The organism is Fusobacterium ulcerans (assembly GCF_003019675.1).
In the GTDB taxonomy this organism is placed as follows: domain Bacteria; phylum Fusobacteriota; class Fusobacteriia; order Fusobacteriales; family Fusobacteriaceae; genus Fusobacterium_A; species Fusobacterium_A ulcerans.
In genome coordinates this window covers 3,469,502-3,495,309 of sequence record NZ_CP028105.1, presented here as the reverse complement: position 1 = coordinate 3,495,309, position 25,808 = coordinate 3,469,502, and the positions used below count along the sequence as shown (strand labels likewise).

Below are 25,808 nucleotides of genomic sequence, written 5' to 3'. Positions count from 1 at the left end.
GATAGTAGGGTAGATTATGTTATAATATAAGAAAATATAATATAAGGAGTTTGAAATGAAAAAATGGATCTATACTATTGCAGGGATGTTCATTCTAATTGCAACAATAGTAGTAGTTTTCTTCTACTTTGAAATAAATAAAAAAGTAAATTATCATAAGATAATTGAGATAAAAAGAGGTGTCCCATTAAAAGCATCTCTATCAAGCCTCCCTGTTTCAGACAGCTTTGTTTTTAAAGTTTATTTGAAATACAGAAATGAAGGAAAAGGAATAAAGGCAGGATATTATGAGCTGAAAGGCGAAATGTCAATGAAAGATCTTATAGATGTTCTTGAGGCAGGAAAAGATAAAGTATTTAAATTGACTATTCCAGAGGGATACAGCATAGCTGAAATAGCTGATCTTTTAGAAAAAAATGGAAGAATAGACAAGGATAAATTTTATAAAGAGTTTAATGGAATAGAATTTCCCTATCCTACACCAGAAGGAAATTTTGAAGGATATTTATATCCAGAAACATATTATATACCAGAAAGTTATAACGAGAGACTTATAATAAGAACATTATTGAGAGAATTTCTGAAAAAGTTTCCACCAGAAAAATATGAAGATAAAGATGAATTCTATCAAAAATTGATAATGGCATCTATTTTAGAAAGAGAAGCTAAACTTGATAAAGAAAAACCTCTTATGGCTTCTGTATTTTACAATAGAATAAAAAAGAAAATGACACTTTCTTCTGATGCAACAGTGAATTTTTTGTATGATTATAAAAAAAGAAGAATGTATTATAAAGATTTGGAAATAGATTCACCATATAACACTTATAAATATAAGGGACTTCCCCCAGGGCCAATATCTAATCCAAGTGTAGTTTCAGTAGAAGCAGCATACAATCCAGCTGATACAGACTACCTGTTTTTTGTTGCCACAGGGGATGGAGGACACTTTTTTAGCAAAACATATAGAGAACATTTGGAATTTCAAAGAAAAAATAAGGAGAATAAATAGTGAGCAAAGTAGTTATAGCTGCCATAAACAGCCAATATGTGCATTTGAATCTGGCAGTGAGATATCTTAAAAAATACACAGAAACAAATAGTAATATAAAAGTAGAAATATATGAAACAAATATTAATAATCAGCTTTTGAATATAATAAAGGATATTTTTGAGCTGAATCCAGATAAAATAATTTTTTCAACATATATCTGGAATAAAGAATATGTATTCGAGATAGTAAAGGAGATAAAAAAAGTACTTCCAAATGTAAAAATTATATTGGGAGGACCAGAAGTATCTTTTGGCTGGGAGAAGATAATGGAAGAAAACCCAGAAATAGATAGTATCCTTATAGGAGAAGGAGAAAAAGTTTTTTTAAACTTTTTGACTGAAGAGAACGACAAAGTAATGGGCCTTGTTTATAGAAAAGATGGAGAAGTATGTTTCAATGGCACAGAAAAGATAATAGAAGATTTGGATATAATTCCATTTCCATATGAAAAAGAAGAATTGCAGGATAAAACTAAGATATTTTATTATGAAAGTTCAAGAGGATGCCCTTTTAATTGTTCATACTGCATGTCTTCAATAGATAAAACTGTAAGATATTATTCATTGGACAGAGTAAAAGAGGATTTAAAAATATTTTTAGATTCTCCAATAAAACTTTTAAAATTTGTAGACAGAACATTTAATCTGAAGAAAGAAAGATATATGGAGATATGGAAATTTCTTTTGGAAAATTATAGAGAAGGGATAACATTTCACTTTGAAATAAATGCAAATATTTTTGATGATGAAACATTGGATTTTCTTGAAACAGTGCCAAAAGGATACTTTCAATTTGAAATAGGAGTGCAGACTATAAATCCAGATACTATGAAAAGTATAAACAGGAATAATATATTGGATAAACTGGCTCATAATGTAAGAAGGATAAATAAAAATATTCATCTTCATCTTGACCTTATAGCTGGACTTCCTTATGAAACATATGAAATATTTAAAAAGTCTTTTGAATATGTTCATGATTTAAAACCAGAGATGATACAGCTTGGATTCCTGAAATTATTAAGGGGAACTCAAATGTACAATGAGGCTGAAAAATATGAGTATAAATATTTTTCTAAACCTCCATATGAAGTTTTTTCAAATAAATTTATATCTTTTGCTGAAATAATAAAACTTAAAAATCTTGAAAAGATATTAGATTACTATTATAACTCAGAGAAATTTACTATGAGTGCAGATTATATAATAAAGAGATATTATAAAAGCTCTTTTGATTTTTATGAGGAAATAGCAGATTATTATGACAAAAAAGGATATTTAAAAATAAATCATAAAGAATCAGCACTTTTTAACATATTACATGATTTCTATATAGAAAAAGGATTTAAGGATATTAAAGTTTTTGAAGAATATTTAAAATTTGATTTTATAATGTTAGGAAAACCAGGATTTTATCCTGAATGGTTAATTAGCTTAAAGGATTCTGAGCTTCACAACAGTATAATAAAAGAGAAAGGCTTTAAAAGTGTAAGAGAAGGGCATAAAAATAGTGAACTTGAACTTTTTTCTTTTAATATCTTTAATGGAAATAAAGAGGAAATAAACATATTCTTCAATTATAAAACACGAGAGTATGAAGTAATAAAAAATAATGAAATATAATTAAATAATTTTGCAAAAAAACAGTAAGATATGTTATAATTTTATGAAAATGAAATGGAGAATTTATGAATTTATACGGGGAAATCCTAAGAAAAAACAAAAAAGACAATTTAGTAGAAAAAAATGATAAAATAGTAGTTGGTTTTTCAGGAGGCCCTGACTCAGTTTTTTTAGTTGAAATGTTGATGAAACTCAGGGAAAACATAAATTTTGATATGGTTCTTGTGCATATAAATCACCTATTAAGAGGAGAAAATTCTGATGGTGATGAAAAATTTTCAATAGAATATGGAAAGAAAAAAGGATTACAAGTTTTTAGCAGAAAAATAAATATAACAGCACTAGGTAAAGATATGGGTCTTACTTTAGAGGAAGCTGGAAGAAAAGCAAGATATGATCTTTTTAAAGAAGTCTTTGAAAAAATAGGAGCTAATAAAATTGCTTTGGCTCATAATAAAGATGATCAGTTAGAAACATTTATGTTTAGATTGACAAGAGGAGCTGGTCTTGAAGGACTTGAAGGGATTGTTGCTAAAAGAGATGTATATATCAGACCAATATCTGAAATCTATAAAAAAGATATAGTTGAATATTTGAATAAGAATAGTATTCCTTATAGAATAGATGAGACAAATTTTGAAAATGAATTTACAAGAAATAGTATAAGATTAGATCTTATTCCATTTATAGAAAAAAGATATAATCCTAAATTTAAAGATAAACTTTACTCTTTGATAGAAGAGATAAGAGAAGTAAATAAAGTTTTGGAAATAAGGCTTGAAGAATATGTTGTTAATAATAAATTAAGTATAGAAAAATTGAAAAAGCTAGATAAATATCTTCTCAGTAAAGTATTGATACAATATTTATACAGTTATGGTATAGAAGTGTCGAGAAAGAAAATCCAACTGATAGAAGATATTTTAGATAAAGGAGGTAGCAAAGATATTTCTTTAAATGGGGAATTTGTTCTTAAAAAAGAATATGATTTCCTTGCAATAGAAAAGAACACAAAAAAGGAAAATCAATGTATAAAAGAAGTGGAATTAGAAATACCAGGTCAGATAATATTTGGAGAATATGTAATAGAGGCATCTTTTACTGATAAAATATTATATGACAATCAAAACTTTTATACCAGCTTAAAAATGGGAGATAAACTTAAAATCAGAAGCAGAAAAGATGGAGACAGAATAATTCCAATAGGAATGACATCAGAAAAGAAAGTAAAAGATATCCTTATAAATGAAAAAGTTCCAAAAGAAAAAAGAGATACAATCCCTTTAGTTTTGTATAATGAAGAGATAGTATGGATTGCAGGAATAAAAGGAAATGAAAAATATAAAAATTCTGATTATAAAAGCTGTGTAAAATTGAATATAAGGAGGATCAGTAGTTGAACAGAGAAGATTTTATGGAAGAAAAAGTGCTTTACATAGAGGAAGAAGAGGTAAGAGAGTCTGAGAAAAAAGAAAAACCACAAGAAGACGAAAAGAAAACCTCTGAAGAGCCAGATAGTAAAAAACCACAAGAAGATGAAGAAAAGAAAAAAGAAGAAAAAGAGAAAATACATGATGAGATAAAAGAAAGAAAAGAAGAGCTTAAATCTAAATTAAGAGATGGATTGAACCAAAACAACAACAAAGAAGAGGATCGTGCTAACAAATTAAAAAGCCTTGGAGGAAAATTTAATTTTAAGGGTTTTGTTATGCTGCTTTTCATTGTTACATTGATAGCTTCTGCTCCAGCTCTTTTATCAACTAATACTAAAACTCCAAGTAATGAAATTGGATATAGTGAATTTATAAGTCATGTAAAAAACAAAGAGATAATAAAAGTTAATGAAAAAGAAGGATATGTATATGGTTATTCACCTGAAGATGAAAAGAAAGAAGTGAAATCATATAAAGCAAGAATGATAACTGACAGATTGGGAGATGATCCTGTTTTAGTTAAAACAATAGAAGAGAACAGTGCTTCTATAAAATCACTTCCACCTCAGGAATTACCATTCTTATTAAATATGCTTGCATCTTGGTTCCCAATGCTTCTATTGATAGGAGTATGGATATTCATGCTTAATAGAATGAACAAAGGAAGCGGTGGAGGACCTCAAATATTTAATATGGGAAAATCTAAAGCTAAAGATAATGGTGAAGAGATATCTAAGGTAACATTTGCTGATGTAGCAGGTATTCCAGAAGCAAAAGTAGAACTTGAAGAAGTTGTAAGTTTCTTAAAAGAACCAGAAAAATTTAAAAAAGTAGGAGCAAAGATACCTAAAGGAGTATTGCTGCTAGGAGGACCTGGAACAGGTAAAACTCTTCTTGCTAAAGCGGTAGCTGGAGAAGCTAAAGTACCATTTTTCAGCATGTCTGGATCTGAATTCGTAGAAATGTTCGTAGGGGTAGGAGCTTCAAGAGTAAGAGATTTATTTAACAAAGCTAGAAAAAGTGCTCCTTGTATCATATTTATTGATGAGATAGATGCTGTAGGTAGAAAAAGAGGTTCTGGACAAGGTGGAGGAAATGATGAGAGAGAACAAACTCTTAACCAGCTTCTAGTAGAGATGGATGGGTTTGGAACTGATGAAACTATCATAGTACTTGCTGCAACTAACAGACCTGAGATACTGGATAAAGCTTTAATGAGACCTGGAAGATTTGACAGACAGGTAATAGTTGATAATCCTGATATTAAAGGAAGAGAAGAAATATTAAAAGTACACATTAGAGGTAAAAAAATTGCTAAAGATGTAGACTTATCTATAATAGCTAAGAAAACTCCGGGATTTGTAGGGGCTGACCTTGCAAATATGCTTAATGAAGCTGCAATTCTTGCTGCAAGAGAAGGCAGAGAAGAAATAACTATGGATGACTTGGAAGAAGCATCTGAAAAAGTAAGTATAGGACCAGAAAGAAAATCTAAAGTAGTAGTAGAAAAAGAGAGAAAAATATCAGCTTATCACGAAGCAGGACATGCTGTTGTAACTCATTTACTGCCAAATACAGACCCCGTTCATAAAGTAACAATAGTTCCAAGAGGAAGAGCTGGAGGGTTTACTATGTCGCTTCCTGAAGAGGAAAAGGGATATTATTTTAAAAGTGAATACTTAAATATGATAAAATATGCTTTAGGTGGAAGAGCAGCTGAGCAGATTGTATTTAATGATATAACTACAGGAGCAAGCAGTGATATTCAGCATGTTACAGGTATTGTTCACAGTATGGTAAAAGTTTATGGAATGTCAGATAAATTTGGACCAATACTTCTTGACGGAACTAGAGAAGGAGATTTATTCCAGCAGAAATATTACAGTGAAGAAACTGGAAAAGATATAGATGAAGAAATTCTTTCAATAGTAAATACTCAGTATCAAGAAACTTTAAAATTATTAAGAGATAATTTTGATAAATTAGATGTCATAGCAAAAGCTTTATTAGAAAAAGAAACTCTTAACAGAGCAGAATTTGAAGCTTTAATGAACGGAAAGACTCTTGCTGATTTAGCTGAATCAAAAAAAGAAGCTGCTGAAATAAAAGCTGATGAAGTTATAGAAGAGAAAGAAAAAGAAGAAGTAATTGAAAAAATAGAAGAAGATAAGGAATTTGATAAAGAAAATCAAGAATAAAAATAATAAAGCATTTACATTTTTTAGATAATATGATATGATTATCTAGTAAATTTGTGCTCAGTTTTACGATTAGCCCCGTATTACTTGGCTCAAATAATATATAATTTAGGAGGAAACATAAAATGGCTATGAGAAGTAAAGCAGAAATAGTTAAAGAGTTTGGAAAATTTGAAGGAGATACAGGATCTACTGAAGTACAAATCGCACTTCTTACTGAAAAGATCAATCACCTAACTGATCACTTAAGAGTTCACAAAAAAGACTTCCACTCAAGATTAGGATTATTAAAAATGGTAGGACAAAGAAAAAGATTACTAGCTTACCTAACTAAGAAAGATCTTGAAGGATACAGAAACTTAATCGCTAGATTAGGAATCAGAAAATAATTAAATAAAGAACGAGGAGATATCCTCGTTTTTTTTATAATTTTTTTAAAATAAAAGTTGAATTTTGTATGGATTTAAAGTATTCTACTAAGTATGGGGATAAATGATAACAGGAGAGGATTATGAAAAAAATTTTATTACTAGCATTAATGATATACTCATTATTTTCTATGACAGTATATTCTCAAGAGGAATACATAAAAGGGAAAATATTGAAATTGGAAGACTGTCTTTCACCAGAGGAAGAAGTTGAAGAGTTAAAAGAAATACTTCTTTATGATGTGGTTATAATGGAAGGAGATAGGAAAGGGGATAAAATTCTTGTTGAATTTCCTATCTATAGGGAAGATGCTTTTAATATAAATGTAAAAGAGGGAGACAATGTAGTTCTTTATCATGATATTGATGAAGAGGGAAATGAAAAATATTATGTAGCAGACAAAGATAAAAGAAATGACATAATATATTTAGGAGCACTTTTTGTAATTACAACTTTGGCTTTTTCAAAGTTCAAAGGATTTAAAGCGATGATAGCGCTTTTACTTGTAGTTGTATTCATATATAAAGTTTTTATTCCAGGAATAATAGTTGGATATTCTCCAATATTATTATCAGTTATAACAGCCCTCTTTGCTTCTATAGTTACTATATATCTCATGACAGGTTTTAATAACAAGGGGATAATAGCAATATTAGGGGCAATAGGTGGAGTTTTAGTGGCAGGGATACTGTCTTTCACTTTTGTAAATACAATGAGATTGACTGGATATGTTACAACTGAGGCTTTAAATTATGCTTCTATGTTGCAGAATATAAAAATAAAAGAGGTTATCTCAGCTGGGGTTATACTCGGAAGTATGGGAGCTGTAATGGACGTAGCTATGTCTATCTCTTCAGCATTGAATGAAATAAAAGAAAAAAATCAAGATATACATGGAAAAGAATTGTTTCTTTCTGGAATGCGAATAGGAAGTGATATCATTGGAACAATGATCAATACACTTATTCTTGCTTATATAGGAAGCAGTCTTATGACTACCATTTTTATATACCTACAAAAAAGTCAATATCCACTTATAAGAATATTAAACTTTGAATCAATAGTTGTTGAGATATTAAGAGCTTTTTGTGGAAGCATAGGTATTTTGGTTGCAGTGCCGATAACAGCTTATGTAGCTTCAAAAATTTACTCAAAAAAATAAGCTCATTTTTTCACTAATTATTAAAAAAAATTAATTTTAAGACTGAAAAATTGGTATTCTTGTTCTATAGATAATACGATATTTTATCATATATAAAATCTATATTTGCCATATAAATTTTATAAATTTGACTTAAAGCCTAATAAATAGTACATTCTTTCTATAATTATATTTAAAAAAGACAATGTTGAAGGGATGTAGAAAAAAATATTTCTTTACTTATTTTTAAAATGTTGTATCCTTATTATAGAAAGAGTGTTGTAATAAAAACAATCATTTCAATTATGTACACTCAAAATAAGTTTTCATTTTTAAAAATGTGGCAATAATTTTTCAAAATGAAACGAAAATAAAAATATAATTTTAGGGAGGAATGTTATTTATGAAAAAGAAATTACATCTATTGATCTTAGCACTTCTATCAGTATTCTTATTTATCTCTTGTGGTGGAAGTAAAGAAACAACAGGAGCAAAGGCAGCAACAAAAGATACTTTGGTAGTAGCTAATGGAGCAGATGCAAAATCTTTGGATCCACATGCAACAAATGATGCACCGTCATCAAAAGTAACAGTTCAAATATATGATAGATTAGTTGAACAAGATGAAAATATGAATATTATACCAAGTCTTGCTGAATCATGGGAACAGCCAGATGATGTGACAACTGTATTCCATTTAAGAAAAGGAGTAAAATTCCACAATGGTGAGCCTTTAACAGCAGCAGATGTTAAGTTCTCTTTAGACAGAATGAAAAGTTCTCCACAAGTATCTCACATTATAGGGACTGTGGATAAAGTAGAAGTAGTAGATGAAAATACTGTTAAAGTAATAACTAAACAACCATTTGGAGCTTTATTAAGCCATTTATGCCATCCAACAACAGCTATACTTAATGAAAAAGCTGTTAAAGCTTCTGGAGATTCATATGGACAGCATCCAGTAGGAACTGGACCATACAAATTTGTATCATGGGCTTCTGGAGACAGAATAGTTCTTGAGGCTAACCCAGATTATTTCTTAGGGGAAACTCCTATAAAAAATGTTATATTCAGAGCAATACCTGAAGCAACTAACAGAACAATAGGATTAGAAACTGGAGAAATCGATATAGCTTATGATATTGAAGGAATGGATAAAGAAAGAATAAGAGAAGACAAAAACCTAGTATTCTTAGAAGAGCCATCTCTATCTATAGATTACATTGGATTTAATACTAAAAAAGCACCATTTAATGATGTAAGAGTAAGACAAGCTATTGCATCTGCAATCAATGTAGACGATATCATCTCTACAGTATATAAAGGATCAGCTACAAAAGCTAATTCACTTATCGGACCAAAAGTATTTGGACATAGTGATGAAGCAAAAGCTTGGACAGTTGATATAGATAAAGCTAAAACTCTATTAGCTGAAGCTGGATATCCAAATGGATTTAAATCAAAAATCTGGATCAATGAAAATCCAGACAGAAGAGATATTGCTATAATAGTTCAAGATCAATTAAGAGCTATTGGAGTAGATATAGCTGTTGAAACTCTTGAGTGGGGAGCATTCTTAGATGGTACTTCTAGAGGAGACCATGAAATGTTTATCCTAGGATGGGTAAGTGTAACTGGAGATGCTGACTATGGATTATATCCATTACTTCATACATCTTGCTTCGGTGGAGCTGGAAACAGAGCATTCTATGACAATCCTAAAGTTGATGAATTATTAACAAAAGCAAGAAATTCAAATGATCAAGATGAAAGAAAAGCTTTATATAATGAAGTACAAATTATAGTTCAAGAAGAAGTGCCTTTATACATAACAGCATACAAAGCTCAAAATGCTGGATTACAAAAATATGTAGACAACTTTAAATTAAAAGCAGCAGGACACCATAGATTATATGGTACAAAATTTAAACAAATTTAATTTTAAAAAGAAACTAACTTAAAAAATAAATATTTAGAGAAGGGCTGCATCTAAAATTTATACTTTTTAGATTCAGCCCTTTAAAATAAAAAGGGTTTGCAACAAAAATTAAAATATATATTAAAATTTAAAGGAAAGGAGAGAGCACTTTAAAAAGTTAGAGTGTCGTACTAAAAGATGCACAAATACGTATTAAGAAGACTTTTATTACTTATTCCTGTATTATTAGGAGTATCGCTTTTAGTTTTTACTATCATGTCATTAACTCCTGGGGATCCAGCACAGTTAATTTTGGGTGAAAATGCACCTAAAGAGGCAATCTTGAAATTGAGAGAAGAAATGGGACTTAATGATCCATTCTTGGTTCAGTATTTTAGATATGTGGGAAAAGCTGTTGTTGGTGACTTTGGAAGATCTTACACTACTGGAAGAGAGGTTTTTGGAGAAATATTTTCTAGATTCCCAAATACACTTATATTAGCTGTTATTGGAATAATAATTTCAGTTTGTATAGGTATACCAGTTGGTATTATTTCGGCTACAAGACAATATTCGTTCTTAGACAGTTTCAGTATGATATTAGCATTACTTGGAGTTTCTATGCCAGTATTCTGGTTAGGACTTATGCTTATACTTACTTTCTCTGTTAAATTAGGGTTATTACCTTCTGGAGGATTTGATGGCCTCAAGAGTTTGATACTGCCGTCAGTAACTTTAGGGGTAGGATCTGCTGCTATCATAACGAGAATGACGCGTTCTTCTATGCTGGAAGTTATAAGACAGGATTATATCAGAACTGCGAGAGCTAAAGGGGTTGCAGAAAAAGTTGTAATCAATAAACATGCTCTTAAAAATGCGCTAATCCCAATAATCACAGTAGTTGGATTACAATTTGGTGGTCTTTTAGGAGGAGCTGTTCTTACAGAATCAGTTTACTCATGGCCTGGTGTAGGAAGACTTATGGTTGATGCTATCAGACAAAAGGATACTCCAACAGTTCTAGCAGCGGTTATATTCCTAGCCGCAACATTCAGTGTTGTAAATCTATTGGTAGATATATTGTATGCTTATGTTGATCCTAGAATCAAATCACAATATAAGTAGTAAGGGGGATTAAGATGTCATCTAAAGAAAATACAAAACAAGCTAATAAAAAAAGAAGCCAATGGAGAGAAGTATGGAGAATGCTGAAAAAGAATAAAATGGCTCTTTTAGGACTTGTTATTTTATGTATATTAGTTTTATTAGCATTATTTGCTGATGTTATAGCGAATTATGACACAGTAGTAATCAAACAGAATTTAGGAAGCAGATTGCAAGGACCAAGTGCAGCTCACTGGCTTGGAACTGATGAATTTGGTAGAGACATATTTGCAAGACTTATCCATGGTGCAAGAGTATCATTAAAAGTTGGAATCGTAGCAGTTGGAATATCAATTGTATGTGGAGGAACTTTGGGAGCTCTAGCTGGATACTATGGTGGAAAATTGGATAATATAATTATGAGAATAATGGATATATTCCTAGCAGTACCAAGTATTCTTTTGGCTATTGCTATCGTTTCTGCACTAGGACCAAGTATACTTAACCTGATGGTTGCTATCAGTGTATCTAATATACCTAGATATGCAAGAATAGTTAGAGCTTCAGTTCTTTCTATAAGAGATCAGGAATTTGTTGAAGCTGCAAAAGCTATTGGTGCAAGTAATGCAAGAATAATATTTAGACATATAATTCCTAACTCATTAGCTCCTGTAATTGTACAAGGAACTCTAGGGGTTGCAAGTGCAATCTTATCAACAGCAGGATTGAGTTTTATTGGACTAGGAATACAGCCTCCTGCTCCAGAATGGGGATCTATGCTGTCTGGAGGTAGACAATACCTTAGATATGCATGGTGGGTAACTACATTCCCAGGAGTGGCTATAATGATAACTATCTTATCATTGAACCTTTTAGGAGACGGACTTAGAGATGCACTAGATCCAAGATTAAAACAATAATAGAGTTAGGGGGAATTATAAAATGAGCGAAAAATTATTGGACATAAAAGATTTAACTATTCAATATGTTACAGAAAGCGAAACAGTATCTGCTGTTAATGGACTTGATATAGAACTTAATGAAGGAGAGACTATAGGTCTTGTTGGAGAAACTGGAGCTGGGAAAACAACTTCTGCTCTAGGTATTATGGGACTTGTTCCAAATCCTCCTGGAAAGGTAATAAAAGGATCTATTAAATTCTTTGGAAAAGATCTTTTGAAAGAAACTGAAGAAGGAATGAGAAAAATCAGAGGAAGCCAGATATCAATGATATTCCAAGATCCAATGACTTCTCTTAATCCAGTTATGACTGTTGGAGAACAAATAGCTGAGGTTATAGATATCCATGAGCAAATAGGAGCAGCAGCAGCTTTAGAAAAAGCAAAAGATATGCTTGAGCTTGTTGGAATTCCAGGTGCCAGAGTAAATGATTACCCACATCAATTTTCTGGAGGAATGAAGCAAAGGGTTGTCATAGCAATAGCTCTTGCATGTAATCCAAAGCTTCTGATAGCAGATGAACCAACAACTGCACTAGATGTTACTATTCAAGCTCAAGTTCTTGATTTGATGAATGACCTTAAAGAAAAATTTAAAACTGCAATGATCCTTATTACACATGACCTTGGAGTAGTTGCACAAGTATGTGATAAAGTAGCTATAATGTATGCTGGAGAAATAATAGAAGCAGGAACATTATTAGATGTTTTTGAAAATCCTAAACATCCATATACACATGGACTTTTTGGATCTATTCCAAGCTTAGATGAAGAAACTACTAGATTAAAACCTATTCAAGGGTTAATGCCTGACCCTACTGATCTGCCAAAAGGATGTAAATTCCATCCTAGATGTCCTCATGCAACAGAACTTTGCTCTAAGCAGGATCCAAATGTTGTAGAAGTAACTGAAGGACATAAAGTAAGATGCCTTATTTGCGAAGGATTGGTAGAATTTAAAGAGGAACAGGAGGATAAAAAATAATGGAAAATAGCAAAGTTTTACTTGAAGTAAAAAATCTAAAGAAATATTTTAATACTCCAAAAGGATTACTTCATGCAGTAGATGATGTAAATTTTTCAATTCGTGAAGGAAAGACACTAGGAGTAGTTGGAGAATCTGGTTGTGGAAAATCAACTACAGGAAGAGTTATTTTGAGACTTCTGGAAGCTACTGATGGAGAAATTTTATTCGAAGGAAAAAATATTAGAAATTATACAAAAGAGCAAATGATAGAAATCAGACAAAAAATGCAGATCATTTTCCAAGACCCGTTTGCGTCTTTGAATCCAAGAATGACTGTAAGTGAAATTATTGCAGAACCACTTATTATTCACGGAATCTATAAAAATAGAGAAGATCGTGATAAAAGAGTAATGGAACTTATGGAGACAGTTGGATTAAGTGAAAGACTTATAAACACTTATCCTCATGAACTTGATGGAGGAAGAAGACAAAGAATAGGTATTGCCAGAGCACTTGCATTGAATCCTAAATTCATAGTTTGTGATGAGCCAGTATCTGCTCTTGACGTTTCTATTCAAGCACAAGTATTGAACCTGATGCAAGATCTTCAAGAGGAATTTGGACTTACATATATGTTCATAACACATGACTTATCAGTTGTAAAACATTTCTCTGATGATATTGCAGTTATGTATTTAGGACAGCTTGTTGAAAAAGCTCCATCAAAAGACTTGTTTAAGAATCCTATTCATCCATATACAAAAGCACTATTATCAGCTATACCAGTAGCTAGTGTAACTAAGAAAATGGAAAGAATAAGACTTCAAGGAGAGATTACTTCTCCTATCAATCCTGAAAAAGGATGTAGATTTGCAAAAAGATGTGTTTATGCAAAAGATATATGCAGACAGGAAGATCCAAAACTTCAAGAAGTTGGAGAAGGACATTTCTATGCTTGTCATTTAGCTAAAGAACTTGGATTTGTAGATGAAAATGTGGTATATTTAGAGAAAAAATAAAATAAGATGACATAACCCAGTTGGTATGAATCAGCTGGGTTTTTTATATGTAAAATTATTTTTATACATAAAATATGAATTTTATTTTTTTTAATATCTTTTATTTCTAATGGTTATTTTATAAAAATATGAACAAATATATATTTATTTTGTTTGATAGAAAATTCCAGAAAATTTGATAGAATATAATATAGAACAGATAATATGAACAAAAACATTCAGGAGGAAAAAAAATGATTAATGGAATTTGGTGCGGACTTATTGTTATTGGAGTAATAGTTTCTATGTTTACTGGAAAGATTCAGGCAGTTACTGATTCGGCGATATCTTCAGCAGGAACAGCAGTAGAGATATCAATTGGATTGGTAGGGGTAATGGCATTATGGCTAGGTCTTATGAAAATAGCTGAAGAAGCAGGAATGGTAAGAGCAATGGGAAGAGCGATGAAGCCTCTTATGATAAGATTGTTCCCAGAAGTACCAGCAGATCACCCAGCTATGGGAAGTATGGTAGCGAATATGGCAGCGAACTTCTTCGGATTAGGAAATGCAGCAACACCATTAGGGATAAAAGCTATGCAGGAACTACAGGACTTGAATACCAATAAAGACGAAGCATCAAATGCAATGGTAATGTTTTTGGCAATAAATACTTCATCTGTAACTCTTATTTCTTCAAGTGTAATAGCATACAGAACGGCAGCAGGTTCAGCAAACGCAACAGAGATTATAGCACCTACAATAATAGCTACAATAGCTTCAACAGCAGTAGGGATAATATCTTGTAAAATTTTACAAAAGCTGCCAGCCTTTAAAAGAGAGAAAATTTAGTAATAAAACAGATGAGGGAGGAATAGAAAATGTTTGTAATGATAATGAATCAGATATCACTTTTTGCAATACCAATGATAATATTTGTAATAGTAGGATATGCATTCTTTGTGAAGAAGATAAAAGTATATGAAGTTTTCTGTGAAGGAGCAAAGGAAGGGTTTACAACAGCAATAAGAATAATTCCATTTCTAGTGGCAATGCTTGTAGCAATAGGAATATTCAGAAGCTCAGGATGTATAGATATAATGATGAAAGTATTAAATCCAATATTTTCAGTGATAGGAATGCCGGGAGAAGTACTGCCAATGGCAATAATGAGACCATTATCTGGAGGAGGAGCAACTGGAGTAATGAACGACCTGATGATGACATATGGACCAGATTCGTTAATAGGAAGAATAGCTTCAACAATGATGGGATCAACAGAAACAACATTCTATGTACTTGCAGTATATTTTGGAGCAGTGAGTATAAGAAAGACAAGACATGCAGTAGCAGCTGGACTTTTGGCTGACTTAGCAGGATTATTAACTTCAGTATGGATATGCAATTTAATGTTTAGATAAAATAAAAAATAAGAGAGAATAGCTGAAAAGTTGAAATGAAATTTCTAAAGGGATATTTCTGCTTGCAGTTTATTCTCCTTTTTTATTTAAAAAGTAGAAAAATTCTCGAAATATCTGGTATAATATAAACAAGTCTTTAATAATATTACAGAAAAGATTGTTGGAAACTTAAAATATGAAAAAATGAGGTGTTTTTATGGTAGCGTTTGATCCTAAAAAGTATGCAGTAACATTAAAACTTATTTTTCTAAAAGCAGTATATGAAACTTTTCCAGATATTGAAGTAGAAATAGATCATTCTTTAAATAATGGAACTTATGGGACAGTAACAAGAGGTGAAAAAATAACTGAAGAAGGTATTAAAAAAATAGATAAAAAGATGCAGGAGATAATAGAAAAAGGGTATCCAATAAGATTGATATGTCAAGATAATGATGCTTTAAAAAGCAGAAGCAGTACTATACCAAGAAAAGATATAAGAACATTACTTGATAATTCTGGATGGACTGGAATGATGGAGTATGAAATAGATGGATATTTTGATTTTATTTATGAAGTTCCATATTCATCCACTAAAGATGTAAAATTATATGAAATTTCTGTATATAATGGAGGATTTTTAATAAAGTATCCAACTAAAAACCCAAATGAACTTCCACCATATATAGATAATCCTAAAATGGCAAAAGTATTTCAAGAAACAGGGCGTTGGAATGATATCCTTGATGTTTCTACTATTGGTACATTAAATGAAAAAATATTAAAAGGAGAAATTCCAGAATTAATAAGAATAAACGAAGCTCTTCATCATAAAAACATTGGTAAAATAGCTGATCAGATAACAGCAAATGAAAATATAAAATTAGTAACTATTGCTGGGCCTTCTTCTTCTGGAAAGACAACATTCAGTAAAAGATTGTATCTTCATTTAAGAGCTAATGAAATAACACCAATAGTGATATCTCTGGATGATTACTATATTGGAAGAAAGAATGTTCCTCTTGATGAAGACGGAAATAAGGACTATGAAACTATAGATGCTCTTGATTTGAAATTATTGAATGAAAATCTTAGAGATCTTATAGCTGGAAAAGAAGTAGAGATACCAGAATATAATTTCATAAGCGGTGAGAGAGAAAAAGTAGGAAAAATGATGAAAGTTCCAGAACATGGACTTATAATCATAGAGGGAATACATGGACTTAATGAAAAATTAACAGCTGCTATACCAAAGAAAAATAAATTTAAGATATATGTGAGCTGTTTGACACAGTTAAATATAGACAGACATAATAGAATTGCAACAAGTGATGTAAGAGAAATAAGACGTCTGGTAAGAGATAGTTTGGCTAGAGATACATCTGTTGAGGAAACTATTGCTATGTGGAATTCTGTAAGAAAAGGGGAAGAAAAGTATATTTTTCCATTCCAGGAAGATGCAGATGCAATGTTCAACTCTAACTTAGTGTATGAACTTGGAGTATTAAAAAGATATGCTATAAGAGAATTAATAAAAATAAAAACAGACAGTCCATATTATGAAGAAGCAAAGAGGCTTACAAAGTTCTTGTATTGCTTTGTAGATATAGACTCAAAATATATTCCAGATGATTCTATACTTAAAGAATTTATTGGAGACAGTATTTTCTATAGATATTAATTAAAAGAAGGATGATTTTAATCATCCTTCTTTACTTTTACTCAGCGTATAATTCTTCTAATCTTTGCTGTACATTTTCATCTTCAAGATATTCATCATAGCTCATCATTTTATCAAGAATTCCATTAGGAGTTATCTCAATAATTCTGTTGGCTACTGTCTGGATAAACTCATGGTCATGAGCTCCAAATAATATAGTTCCTTTAAAGTTGATAAGTGCTTTGTTCAATGATGTGATAGACTCTAGATCCAAGTGGTCATTAGGGTTATCAAACATAAGAACATTGGCATTTGTAAGCATCATTCTTGAAAGCATACATCTTACCTTTTCTCCCCCTGAAAGAACTGCGCAGCTCTTCATAGCATCTTCTCCTGTGAAAAGCATTCTTCCTAGGAATCCTCTTACAAAAACATCATGCTGATCAGGTGAGTAAGGTCTTAACCAGTCTATAAGGTTAAGATTTTTATTTTCAAAGAATTTAGTGTTATCTTTAGGCATATAAGCTTGAGTAGTAGTTACTCCCCAAGTGTATGTTCCTGAATCAGCTTCCATTTCACCAGCTAATATTGATAAAAGAGTTGTTTTAACAATATCATTTTTAGCAAGGAAAACAACTTTGTCTCCTGTATTGATAGTGAATGTAAGGTTGTCAAGAATTTTAACTCCATCAATAGTTTTAGTAAGGTTTTCAACTTTAAGAAGGTTGTTTCCAGCTTCTCTTTCTTGCTTGAATTCTATAAATGGATATTTTCTATTTGATACCTGCATATCTTCCAATTGAAGTTTATCAAGAAGCTTCTTTCTTGAAGTAGCTTGTTTAGATTTTGAAGCATTGGCACTAAATCTAGCAATGAATTCTTGTAACTCTTGTCTTTTCTGTTCAATTTTCTTATTTTTAGAAGAAAGAAGTTTTACCATAAGTTCATTTGATTCATACCAGAAATCATAGTTTCCTACATACATTTTAACTTTTCCATAATCGATATCTGTAATATGAGTACATACTTTATTTAAAAAGTGTCTGTCATGTGATACAACTATAACAGTTGTATTATCCAGATTCATAAGGAAATTTTCAAGCCAAGAGATAGCTTTGATATCAAGTCCGTTAGTAGGCTCGTCTAAAAGCAGTATGTCAGGTTGTCCAAATAGAGCTTGTGCCAAAAGTATTTTAACTTTTTCAGGCTCTGTTAATTCTTTCATAAGTCTATGGTGAGAGTCAATTCCTATACCTAATCCCATCAAAAGAGTTTCAGCTTCAGTTTCAGCTTCCCAACCATTTAATTCAGCAAATTCTCCTTCTAATTCAGCAGCTTTTAAACCATCTTCATCAGTAAATTCACTTTTTGCGTATATAGCATTTTTTTCCACAATAATGTCCCAAAGTTTTTTATGCCCCATAAGAACTACATTAAGTACTTCATCTTCTTCATGAGCAAAGTGATCCTGCTTTAATACAGCCATTCTTTTATTTTTTTTATCAAAAATTACTTCTCCTTCTGTAGGATCAAGATCTCCAGAAAGTATTTTAACAAATGTAGATTTTCCAGCACCATTTGCTCCTATAAGACCATAACAGTTTCCAGGAGTAAATTTAAGATTAACATCTTCAAACAGTTTTCTTCCAGAAAATCTCATTCCAAGATTACTAGTAGCTATCATTTAATATATATCCTCCTATAAATTTTACTTTTATACGTATTCAAAAAATCATTATATTATACCACAGTTATTGACAATTTAGCAATAGGAGTTTAAATTATATTAAAATATTTATCTGGTGATATTTCTTTTAACTTTATCTCTAAAAAACAAAAAAAATTGAATAGAATTATAAAAAATATGATATAATGTTACATCAAAGCAAAGTTTCAGAGAGGTAAAAATGCCAAAATTATTTGATAGTATAAATATAAAAAATATAAAAATAAAGAACAGAATAGTTCTTCCCCCTTTAGTAAGATTTTCGATGGTGGGAAAAGATGGATTTGTTACTGACAGAGTGGTGGAATGGTACAGAGATGTTTGTGCTGGAGGAACTGGACTAGTGATAGTGGAAGCTTCTGCTGTAGCAGAGGATGGAAAATTGAGAGACAACCAGTTGGGGATATGGGATGATAAATTTATTGCTGGACTTAAAAGAATAGCAGATATTTGTCATGAGTATGAGGTTCCAGTCCTTATACAACTTCACCATGCAGGTTTTAAAGAGAAAATAAAGGATGTCCCTGAACATATTCTTGATGAAATACTTGAAAGCTTTAAAAGGGCTTTTAGGAGAGCGAGAGAAGCGGGGTTTGATGGAATAGAAATACATGGAGCTCATACTTATCTTATATCACAATTAAATTCAAGACTGTGGAATTTGAGAGATGATAAATATGGGGGAACTTTTGAAAAGAGAATGTACTTTTCTAAAAGGCTCATAGAGGAAACAAGAGAACTTTTTAATGATGATTTTATTTTAGGCTACAGAATGGGTGGAAACGAACCTGAAGTAAAAGATGGAATAGAGATAGCAAAGTATCTGGAGAAATTGGGAGTAGATATTCTTCATGTATCAAGTGGTGTACCTGATCCTGTATTTAAACAGGAAAGGAAAATAGAAATGCCAAGTGAATTTCCTTTGGACTGGGTAATATATATGGGAACAGAGATTAAGAAGCATGTAAATATACCTGTAATAGGAGTAAGAAAGATAAAAAAAGAAACGGAAGCCAGCTGGCTTGTAGAAAATAATCTTTTAGATTTTGTAGCAGTGGGAAGAGCTATGATAGCAAGACCAAACTGGGCAGAAGCAGCAAAGAAGGAGTATGAAAAAAGAAATGGAATTAAAGAGTCTTGATATATTCTGTGAAATAATAGATAATTTTGGAGATATAGGTGTAGTATACAGATTGGGAAAGGAATTTAAAAAAGTATTTGGAGAAAACGTAAAGATAAGAGTAATACTCAACAGACTTGATGAGTTTATTAATATAAATTCAAATGTGAAAAATATTCAAAATCAAGAGATAGACGGAATTCAATATGTTACCTATGAATATGTTAAGAAAAATATGTGTACTTTTTCTACTGCAAATGTTATAATAGAAGCCTTTGGGTGTACAATACCTGAGGAGTATATGAATGAGGCTTATGATAACTCAGATTTGCTTATAAATCTGGAATATCTTTCAGCAGAGGACTGGATAGAGAGCTGTCATTTACAAGAATCACCAAGCGGAAAAGGGAAATTAAAGAAGATATTTTTTATGCCTGGATTCACTGAAAAAAGTGGAGGAGTCATTGCTGATTCACTTTATTTGGATAGAATAAAAAATGTAATTGAAAACAAGGAATATTACAGAAAAAAATATTTCTCAGAAATAGAAAATATTGATAAAAAAATCATAGGAACAGTGTTTTCATATGAAAAAAACTTTACTCCATTATTTAGAGACTTGAAGTCTTTAGACAAAGAAGTAGTAATTTTAGCTATGGGAGAAAAGACACAGGAAGGCTTTAAAAACTTTTTTGAGAAAAATTTTATAGAAAAGCTTGGAAATATTTATAAATATGGTAAAATAGAAGTACAGTTCTGCAAATTTTTAAGTCAGGAAGATTATGAAGAATTAATAAATCTGACAGATTTTAATTTTGTAAGAGGAGAGGATTCTTTTATAAGAGCAGTACTCACTGGAAAGCCTTATCTATGGCATATTTACTGTCAGGAAGATTATGCTCATATGGATAAGATAGAAGGATTCTTAGACAAATATGAAAGACAGATGAAGGGAAAAACTTCAGAAGAATATCTGTCTGAGTATAAAAAGCTTTTTAAAGATTACAATTTTAGAAGAGAAAATTCTTTAGAAGAAGGAAAAGAGGAATATTTATTTTTCTTCAACAATCTGAAGGAGATAGAAAGATGCAATTCTCTATTTAGAGATTTTCTTATCTCAAACTGTAATCTTATAAATAAAATAAAAGATTTTATAGAGAAATTTTAGGAGGTCAAAAATGAAAATAGCTCAAGAATTAAGAGCAGGAAGTACAATTAAAATTGGAAACGATCCATTTGTAGTTCTAAAATCAGAGTACAACAAATCAGGAAGAAACGCAGCAGTGGTAAAATTTAAAATGAAAAATCTATTAAATGGAAACATTTCAGATGCTGTTTACAAAGCAGACGAGAAAATGGATGACATCAGACTTGATAAAATCAAAACTGTTTATTCTTACAATGATGGAAGTTTTTATGTATTCTCAAATCCAGAAACTTGGGATCAAGTAGAACTTAAAGAGGAAGACTTAGGAGATGCTATCAACTATCTTGAAGAAGGAATGGAACTAGATGTAATATATTATGAATCTACTCCAGTTGCTGTAGAATTACCTACTTTCCTTGATAGACAAGTTGAATATACTGAGCCAGGACTAAGAGGAGATACAAGTGGAAAAGTAATGAAACCTGCTAAAATCAACACTGGATTTGAAATTCAAGTTCCTTTATTTGTTGAGCAAGGTGAGTGGATTAAAATTGATACTAGAACAAATGAATATGTAGAAAGAATCAAAAAATAATTTTTTAAATAAAAGCTGATCAAATGATTTGGGTCAGCTTTTTAATTATACTAGTTAAGTGGGGTCAGTATGGATAGGAATAAATTTGATGCTGTCTTAGAAAAAGTAATGAAAATTCGTGGAGTCAAAATAAATAGAGAAGGCTTCTTGAAAAAAGAATTATCAAAATATTTTTCTGAAGATATAGTAAAAAAAGCTGTTCAGGATAATCCAGCTATTGCAGGGATAGAAGTTTCTGAAATAAATAAAATAGCAGATAAGGTAATTGCCTATGAACTAAGACAAGCTACTCTTATCTCGACAATTATAGGTGTTCCAGGAGGAATAGTTATTGTGGGAACAATAGCTATTGATATTACTCAATATTTTGGACATATAATCAGAATAACTCAAAAATTAGCCTATCTTTATGGATGGAAAGATATGTTTGAAAAGAATGAGGAGCTGAGTAAAGATACAATTGATCGTATGACTTTACTTATGGGTGTCATGTTTGGAGTGGATTTAGCAGATAATGCTGTCGTTAAACTTGCTCAAAGTGCTGCATTAAATATTGAAAAAAAGATATTGCAGAAAGCTTTGACAAGAAGTGCAGTATATCCAATAATTAAAAAGGCTGCCTCTATATTGGGAGTTAAAGTCAGTCAGCAGAGTTTTTCTGTTGGAGTGAGCAGAGCTATTCCATATATAGGAGGAGTGATTTCAGGGGTGGTTACTTATATTACAATGAAACCTCTTGCTCTTAATTTGCAGGAAGCTTTATCTGAACTTCCATTAGCAGACATAAGTTTTTACAAAAAATAAATAATTTAAAAAGGATGATTTGAAAGAAAAGTGATAAATTTAATTTTCTTTGAATCATCCTTTTATTTTATTAGATAATATATAAGATAGTTTTTAAATTCTTTCAATAAAATATTTAATGAAATATAAAAGAGAGAATTTAGAGATTGGATATACTTAAAAAATTTTCCTATAAAAATAGCTATCTTTGATTTTTTTATAAAATATAGAAAAATATAAAATTTTTACAATAACATAGCTACTTCTAAATAATTATAGCAGTTAAAAACTTTTGATTATTTAATAATGAAAAGTTAATTTTTTATCAATTTTGTTATTTAGATAGTATATTCTTCATTCTCATCTTCTTCATCATCGTCTTCCTCTTCTTCATATTTTTCTGGATTTAGATAAATATGTTTGTATGAAAGTTTTTTAAAAAGCTGATATAAAAATGAATTTATAAACATACCAATAATTCCTTTCATAATAAGAATGAACATAAGAATATACTCAAATTTCAGATTGGAATCACTTAAATATTGTGCAGGTAGAATTATGATAAAAGATACTATACCTGACAAAGTGAAAGATGATACCCATGAACAAATAATAAATATGAAGAAATATATGAACTTGTAGTATTTGTCCATTTTAAAATATACAATATATACAGCCAGAAAGAAGATTCCAATAATAATTCCTGCTATATTAGCAGCCTGACCACGATATAGCAAAAAACTAAGCCAGTAAGTTGCAAGAGTAAGAATTAAGTAAATTCCCGATATACCTAATACAAAATAATCAAAATATTTTTCATTTTCTCTTTCATAGCATTCTTTTATATCTTTTCCCATCATTTATTTTTCCTCCAATAGTTTTATTATTTAGATTATACCATTTTATCTTTTAAAATAAATCTTTTTTAGTATTATATATGAAAAAAAGAGTGATTCATAAGCAAAAATAATTAAAGATTACAACAATTCTACTGTTGTATCTGAGTAATTATGTCAGTTGAAATTATTAACTGATGTAATTACTGGAAAATTAATCTAGCTTTTTTATCACTCTTTTTATTATTTAAATTTAATTTCTTTTTATTCCTTGAGAAGCATTAAGAACAGCCAGTAATGATACCCCAACGTCTGAGAATATAGCCATCCACATATTTGCTATACCAAAAACTCCAAGTACCATAACTATTACTTTTACTCCAAGAGCCATAACTATATTCTGCATAACAACTTTTTTGTTTTGTTTTGCTATTTTTAACAGTTCAAGTATTTTAGAAGGCTCATCTTTCATTATAACCACATCAGCAGCCTCTATTGCAATATCACTACCTACACCACCCATAGCGATTCCTACATCAGCTAGAGACAACACAGGGGCATCATTGACACCATCTCCTACAAAGACAACACCTTTATCATTTTTAGATTTAATTTCTTCAAGTTTGCTTACTTTATCCTGTGGAAGCAGCTGTGAATATACATTTTCAGGTTGTAATCCTAATTTCTCTCCAACTACTGCACCTATTCTGTCACTGTCTCCAGTAAGCATATAGCTTTGGATTCCAGCTTTTTTCAATCCCTCTATAGTCATAGGAGAATCTTCTTTTATTTCATCTGAAATATATACATATCCTAGGAAGATATTATTTTCAGCAACATATAGAACAGTTCCAGCATAATGTTTTTCTTCAGCTTCTATTTTGTATTCTTTCATAAGTTTATAGTTACCTATAAGAATCATTTTACCTTCATAATATGAAAGTACTCCGAATCCGGAAAGTTCTTTGTACCCTTCTATATATTCTTCATTTATTTCAATGCTTCCATGACTTATAATAGCTTTTCCTATTGGGTGATTAGAATAAAATTCACCTATTTTAGCTGTTTTTAAAAGATCATCTTCATTTCCATTTACAGCTTCAAGCTTGTCTATTTTAAATTTACCTTTAGTAAGTGTTCCAGTCTTATCGAATACAACAGCACCTATAGTTGTAAGAGCTTCAAGATAGTTACCTCCTTTGATAAGGATACCACTTTTAGAAGCTTTTCCTATACTGCTGAAGAAAGTAAGCGGTACAGATAATACCAAAGCACATGGACAAGATATAACAAGGAATATCAATGCTCTTCCAAACCACATATTGAAATTACCAAATAATGTTGGGAATCCAAGTCCAACTATCAGAGCTATTACCACAACTATTGGAGTATAATATCTTGCAAACTTTGTAATAAATTTTTCTGATTCAGCTTTCTTGTTGCTTGCATTTTCTACCATTTCAATTATTTTGTTGATAGTAGAATCACTGAAAAGTTTTGTAACTTTTACTTCAAGAACTCCAGCTCCATTCAAGCTTCCACTTAGAACTTCACTGTTTACAGCAACATCAGAAGGAACAGATTCTCCAGTAAGAGCAGCAGTATTCAGGTCACTTTCACCTTTTACTACAATTCCATCTACTGGAACTTTTTCTCCAGATTTGACAATAATAATATCTCCAATTTTCAATTTTTTAGGGGAAACTTTTATTACTTCACCATTGTTATCTCTTATATTTGCATAATCAGGTCTGATATCCAAAAGTTTTTCAATAGATTTTCTTGAATTTCTTACAGCTGATTCCTGGAAGTATTCTCCTATTTTATAGAAAAGCATTACTCCAACAGCTTCAGTTGTTTCTCCCAGATAAAAAGCACCAAATGTGGCAATAGTCATCAGGAAGTTTTCATCAAGGAAATTTCCTTTTGTAATATTTTTAAATGAATTAAGAACAACATCTCCACCTAAAATTATATATGCCACTATAGATACAGCAAGTTTCAGCATTGGAAATGGTTTAAGGAAAACAGAGATAATAAATAGAGCAGCTCCAATAATAAGAAGCATTTTTTCCCTTTTCTCTTCTGCTTTTTCCTGAGCTATTTCCTCTTCTCTTTTAGCTCTTGCTTCATCAGTATCATCATCAGATTCAGCTTTGTATATTAAAGTTCCAGGCTCTAATTTATCAGCTATTGTATTTATTTTTTCCAGAAAGCTCTCTTCATCAAAAGATGAATCAGATTCAATGGTCATCTTTTTCTTGTAAAGATCAAGATTGCTGTTGATAACTCCTGCTATTTTAGAACCTTCATGTTGTATCTTAGCAGCACATCCAGCACATCCTAAATTTTCTACAACATATTCTCTTGTTTTTATCTGTTCATTTTCTTTTTTGTATATTTTTGTTCCCGGTTCAAGCTTGTCAGCTATTTTATTGATATCTGATAAAAATTTTTCTTCATTAAAATTATCATCAGTTTCAACTATCATTTTTTTCTTGTAAAGGTCAAGATTGCTGTTTAGTATACCTGACATTTTAGAACCTTCATGTTGTATTTTGGCAGCACATCCGGCGCAGCCAAGATTATCTACTGCATACTCTCTTACTTTCATATATATCCTCCATAATATTATTAATTATTTAATTAATCTACAAGTGATATAGTATATACCCCCATACCCTATATATAAAATATCATATTTATTATTCTTTGTCAA

The 25,808-nt window shown here is 30.8% G+C and carries 21 protein-coding genes; 18 read left to right on the top strand and 3 right to left on the bottom strand.

Annotated elements, in window-relative coordinates; genetic code table 11:
- Positions 1-55: 55 nt before the first annotated feature.
- From mltG to C4N20_RS16160, 14 genes are all read left to right on the top strand, one after another.
- Positions 56-1,012 (top strand): endolytic transglycosylase MltG, encoded by a 957-nt coding sequence (gene mltG, locus C4N20_RS16225; RefSeq protein ID WP_005980246.1) that lies wholly within the window; start codon positions 56-58, stop codon positions 1,010-1,012.
- Positions 1,012-2,676 (top strand): B12-binding domain-containing radical SAM protein, encoded by a 1,665-nt coding sequence (locus C4N20_RS16220; RefSeq protein WP_005980244.1) that lies wholly within the window; start codon positions 1,012-1,014, stop codon positions 2,674-2,676. Before mltG ends, C4N20_RS16220 begins: the two co-directional genes overlap by 1 nt.
- A 65-nt stretch (positions 2,677-2,741) precedes the next feature.
- On the top strand, positions 2,742-4,076 hold the full coding sequence (gene tilS / locus C4N20_RS16215; RefSeq protein ID WP_005980242.1) for a tRNA lysidine(34) synthetase TilS: 1,335 nt from the start codon (positions 2,742-2,744) through the stop codon (positions 4,074-4,076).
- 14 nt (positions 4,077-4,090) lie between these two features.
- Positions 4,091-6,307, top strand: coding sequence for an ATP-dependent zinc metalloprotease FtsH (gene ftsH / locus C4N20_RS16210; RefSeq protein WP_302820883.1), 2,217 nt, complete (start codon positions 4,091-4,093; stop codon positions 6,305-6,307).
- 131 nt (positions 6,308-6,438) lie between these two features.
- On the top strand, positions 6,439-6,696 hold the full coding sequence (rpsO, locus tag C4N20_RS16205) for a 30S ribosomal protein S15 (RefSeq protein WP_096404543.1): 258 nt from the start codon (positions 6,439-6,441) through the stop codon (positions 6,694-6,696).
- A gap of 122 nt (positions 6,697-6,818) precedes the next feature.
- The gene (locus tag C4N20_RS16200) at positions 6,819-7,898 is read left to right on the top strand and encodes a YibE/F family protein (protein WP_005980236.1); all 1,080 of its coding nucleotides are present in this window, start codon (positions 6,819-6,821) and stop codon (positions 7,896-7,898) included.
- 382 nt (positions 7,899-8,280) lie between these two features.
- A complete protein-coding gene (locus C4N20_RS16195; RefSeq protein ID WP_005980234.1) occupies positions 8,281-9,816 on the top strand; it encodes a glutathione ABC transporter substrate-binding protein in 1,536 nt (511 codons plus the stop codon).
- Between the two features lie 177 nt (positions 9,817-9,993).
- Positions 9,994-10,920 (top strand): nickel ABC transporter permease, encoded by a 927-nt coding sequence (gene nikB, locus C4N20_RS16190; RefSeq protein WP_005980232.1) that lies wholly within the window; start codon positions 9,994-9,996, stop codon positions 10,918-10,920.
- A gap of 14 nt (positions 10,921-10,934) precedes the next feature.
- Positions 10,935-11,819: a nickel transporter permease gene (nikC, locus tag C4N20_RS16185; protein ID WP_005980230.1), complete on the top strand. Its 885-nt coding sequence runs from the start codon at positions 10,935-10,937 to the stop codon at positions 11,817-11,819.
- A 22-nt stretch (positions 11,820-11,841) separates the two neighbouring features.
- Positions 11,842-12,843, top strand: a complete 1,002-nt coding sequence (locus C4N20_RS16180) for an ABC transporter ATP-binding protein (protein WP_005980228.1) — start codon at positions 11,842-11,844, stop codon at positions 12,841-12,843.
- Positions 12,843-13,844: an ABC transporter ATP-binding protein gene (locus C4N20_RS16175; RefSeq protein WP_005980226.1), complete on the top strand. Its 1,002-nt coding sequence runs from the start codon at positions 12,843-12,845 to the stop codon at positions 13,842-13,844. Before C4N20_RS16180 ends, C4N20_RS16175 begins: the two co-directional genes overlap by 1 nt.
- Before the next feature lie 233 nt (positions 13,845-14,077).
- Entirely contained in the window at positions 14,078-14,674 is a 597-nt protein-coding gene (locus tag C4N20_RS16170) for a nucleoside recognition domain-containing protein (protein WP_008695544.1), read from the top strand.
- A 29-nt stretch (positions 14,675-14,703) separates the two neighbouring features.
- Positions 14,704-15,243, top strand: a complete 540-nt coding sequence (locus tag C4N20_RS16165; protein WP_040490835.1) for a spore maturation protein — start codon at positions 14,704-14,706, stop codon at positions 15,241-15,243.
- Positions 15,244-15,439: 196 nt separating this feature from the next.
- Positions 15,440-16,903, top strand: a complete 1,464-nt coding sequence (locus C4N20_RS16160) for a uridine kinase family protein (protein WP_005980224.1) — start codon at positions 15,440-15,442, stop codon at positions 16,901-16,903.
- 37 nt (positions 16,904-16,940) lie between these two features.
- Here C4N20_RS16160 and C4N20_RS16155 read toward each other — a convergent pair whose 3' ends face one another.
- Positions 16,941-18,566, bottom strand: a complete 1,626-nt coding sequence (locus C4N20_RS16155) for an ABC-F family ATP-binding cassette domain-containing protein (protein ID WP_005980222.1) — start codon at positions 18,564-18,566, stop codon at positions 16,941-16,943.
- Between the two features lie 223 nt (positions 18,567-18,789).
- Between C4N20_RS16155 and C4N20_RS16150 the strand changes: the two genes are divergently transcribed.
- The 4 genes from C4N20_RS16150 (at position 18,790) to C4N20_RS16135 (ending at position 22,274) form a co-directional block, all read left to right on the top strand.
- Positions 18,790-19,749 (top strand): NADH:flavin oxidoreductase, encoded by a 960-nt coding sequence (locus tag C4N20_RS16150; RefSeq protein WP_005980220.1) that lies wholly within the window; start codon positions 18,790-18,792, stop codon positions 19,747-19,749.
- A complete protein-coding gene (gene earP, locus C4N20_RS16145) occupies positions 19,730-20,896 on the top strand; it encodes an elongation factor P maturation arginine rhamnosyltransferase EarP (protein ID WP_005980218.1) in 1,167 nt (388 codons plus the stop codon). The genes C4N20_RS16150 and earP overlap by 20 nt, the downstream gene beginning before the upstream one ends.
- A gap of 10 nt (positions 20,897-20,906) precedes the next feature.
- Positions 20,907-21,470 carry an elongation factor P gene (gene efp / locus C4N20_RS16140; protein WP_005980216.1) on the top strand — a complete coding sequence of 188 codons (564 nt, stop codon included), beginning with the start codon at positions 20,907-20,909 and terminating at the stop codon, positions 21,468-21,470.
- 69 nt (positions 21,471-21,539) lie between these two features.
- Entirely contained in the window at positions 21,540-22,274 is a 735-nt protein-coding gene (locus tag C4N20_RS16135; RefSeq protein WP_005980214.1) for a hypothetical protein, read from the top strand.
- 317 nt (positions 22,275-22,591) lie between these two features.
- Here C4N20_RS16135 and C4N20_RS16130 read toward each other — a convergent pair whose 3' ends face one another.
- Together C4N20_RS16130 and C4N20_RS16125 are read right to left on the bottom strand one after the other, a co-directional pair.
- Complete coding sequence (locus tag C4N20_RS16130) at positions 22,592-23,113, bottom strand: hypothetical protein (RefSeq protein ID WP_005980212.1); 522 nt, start codon at positions 23,111-23,113, stop codon at positions 22,592-22,594.
- Positions 23,114-23,342: 229 nt separating this feature from the next.
- On the bottom strand, positions 23,343-25,703 hold the full coding sequence (locus C4N20_RS16125; RefSeq protein ID WP_005980210.1) for a heavy metal translocating P-type ATPase: 2,361 nt from the start codon (positions 25,701-25,703) through the stop codon (positions 23,343-23,345).
- Between the last annotated feature and the right edge of the window lie 105 nt (positions 25,704-25,808).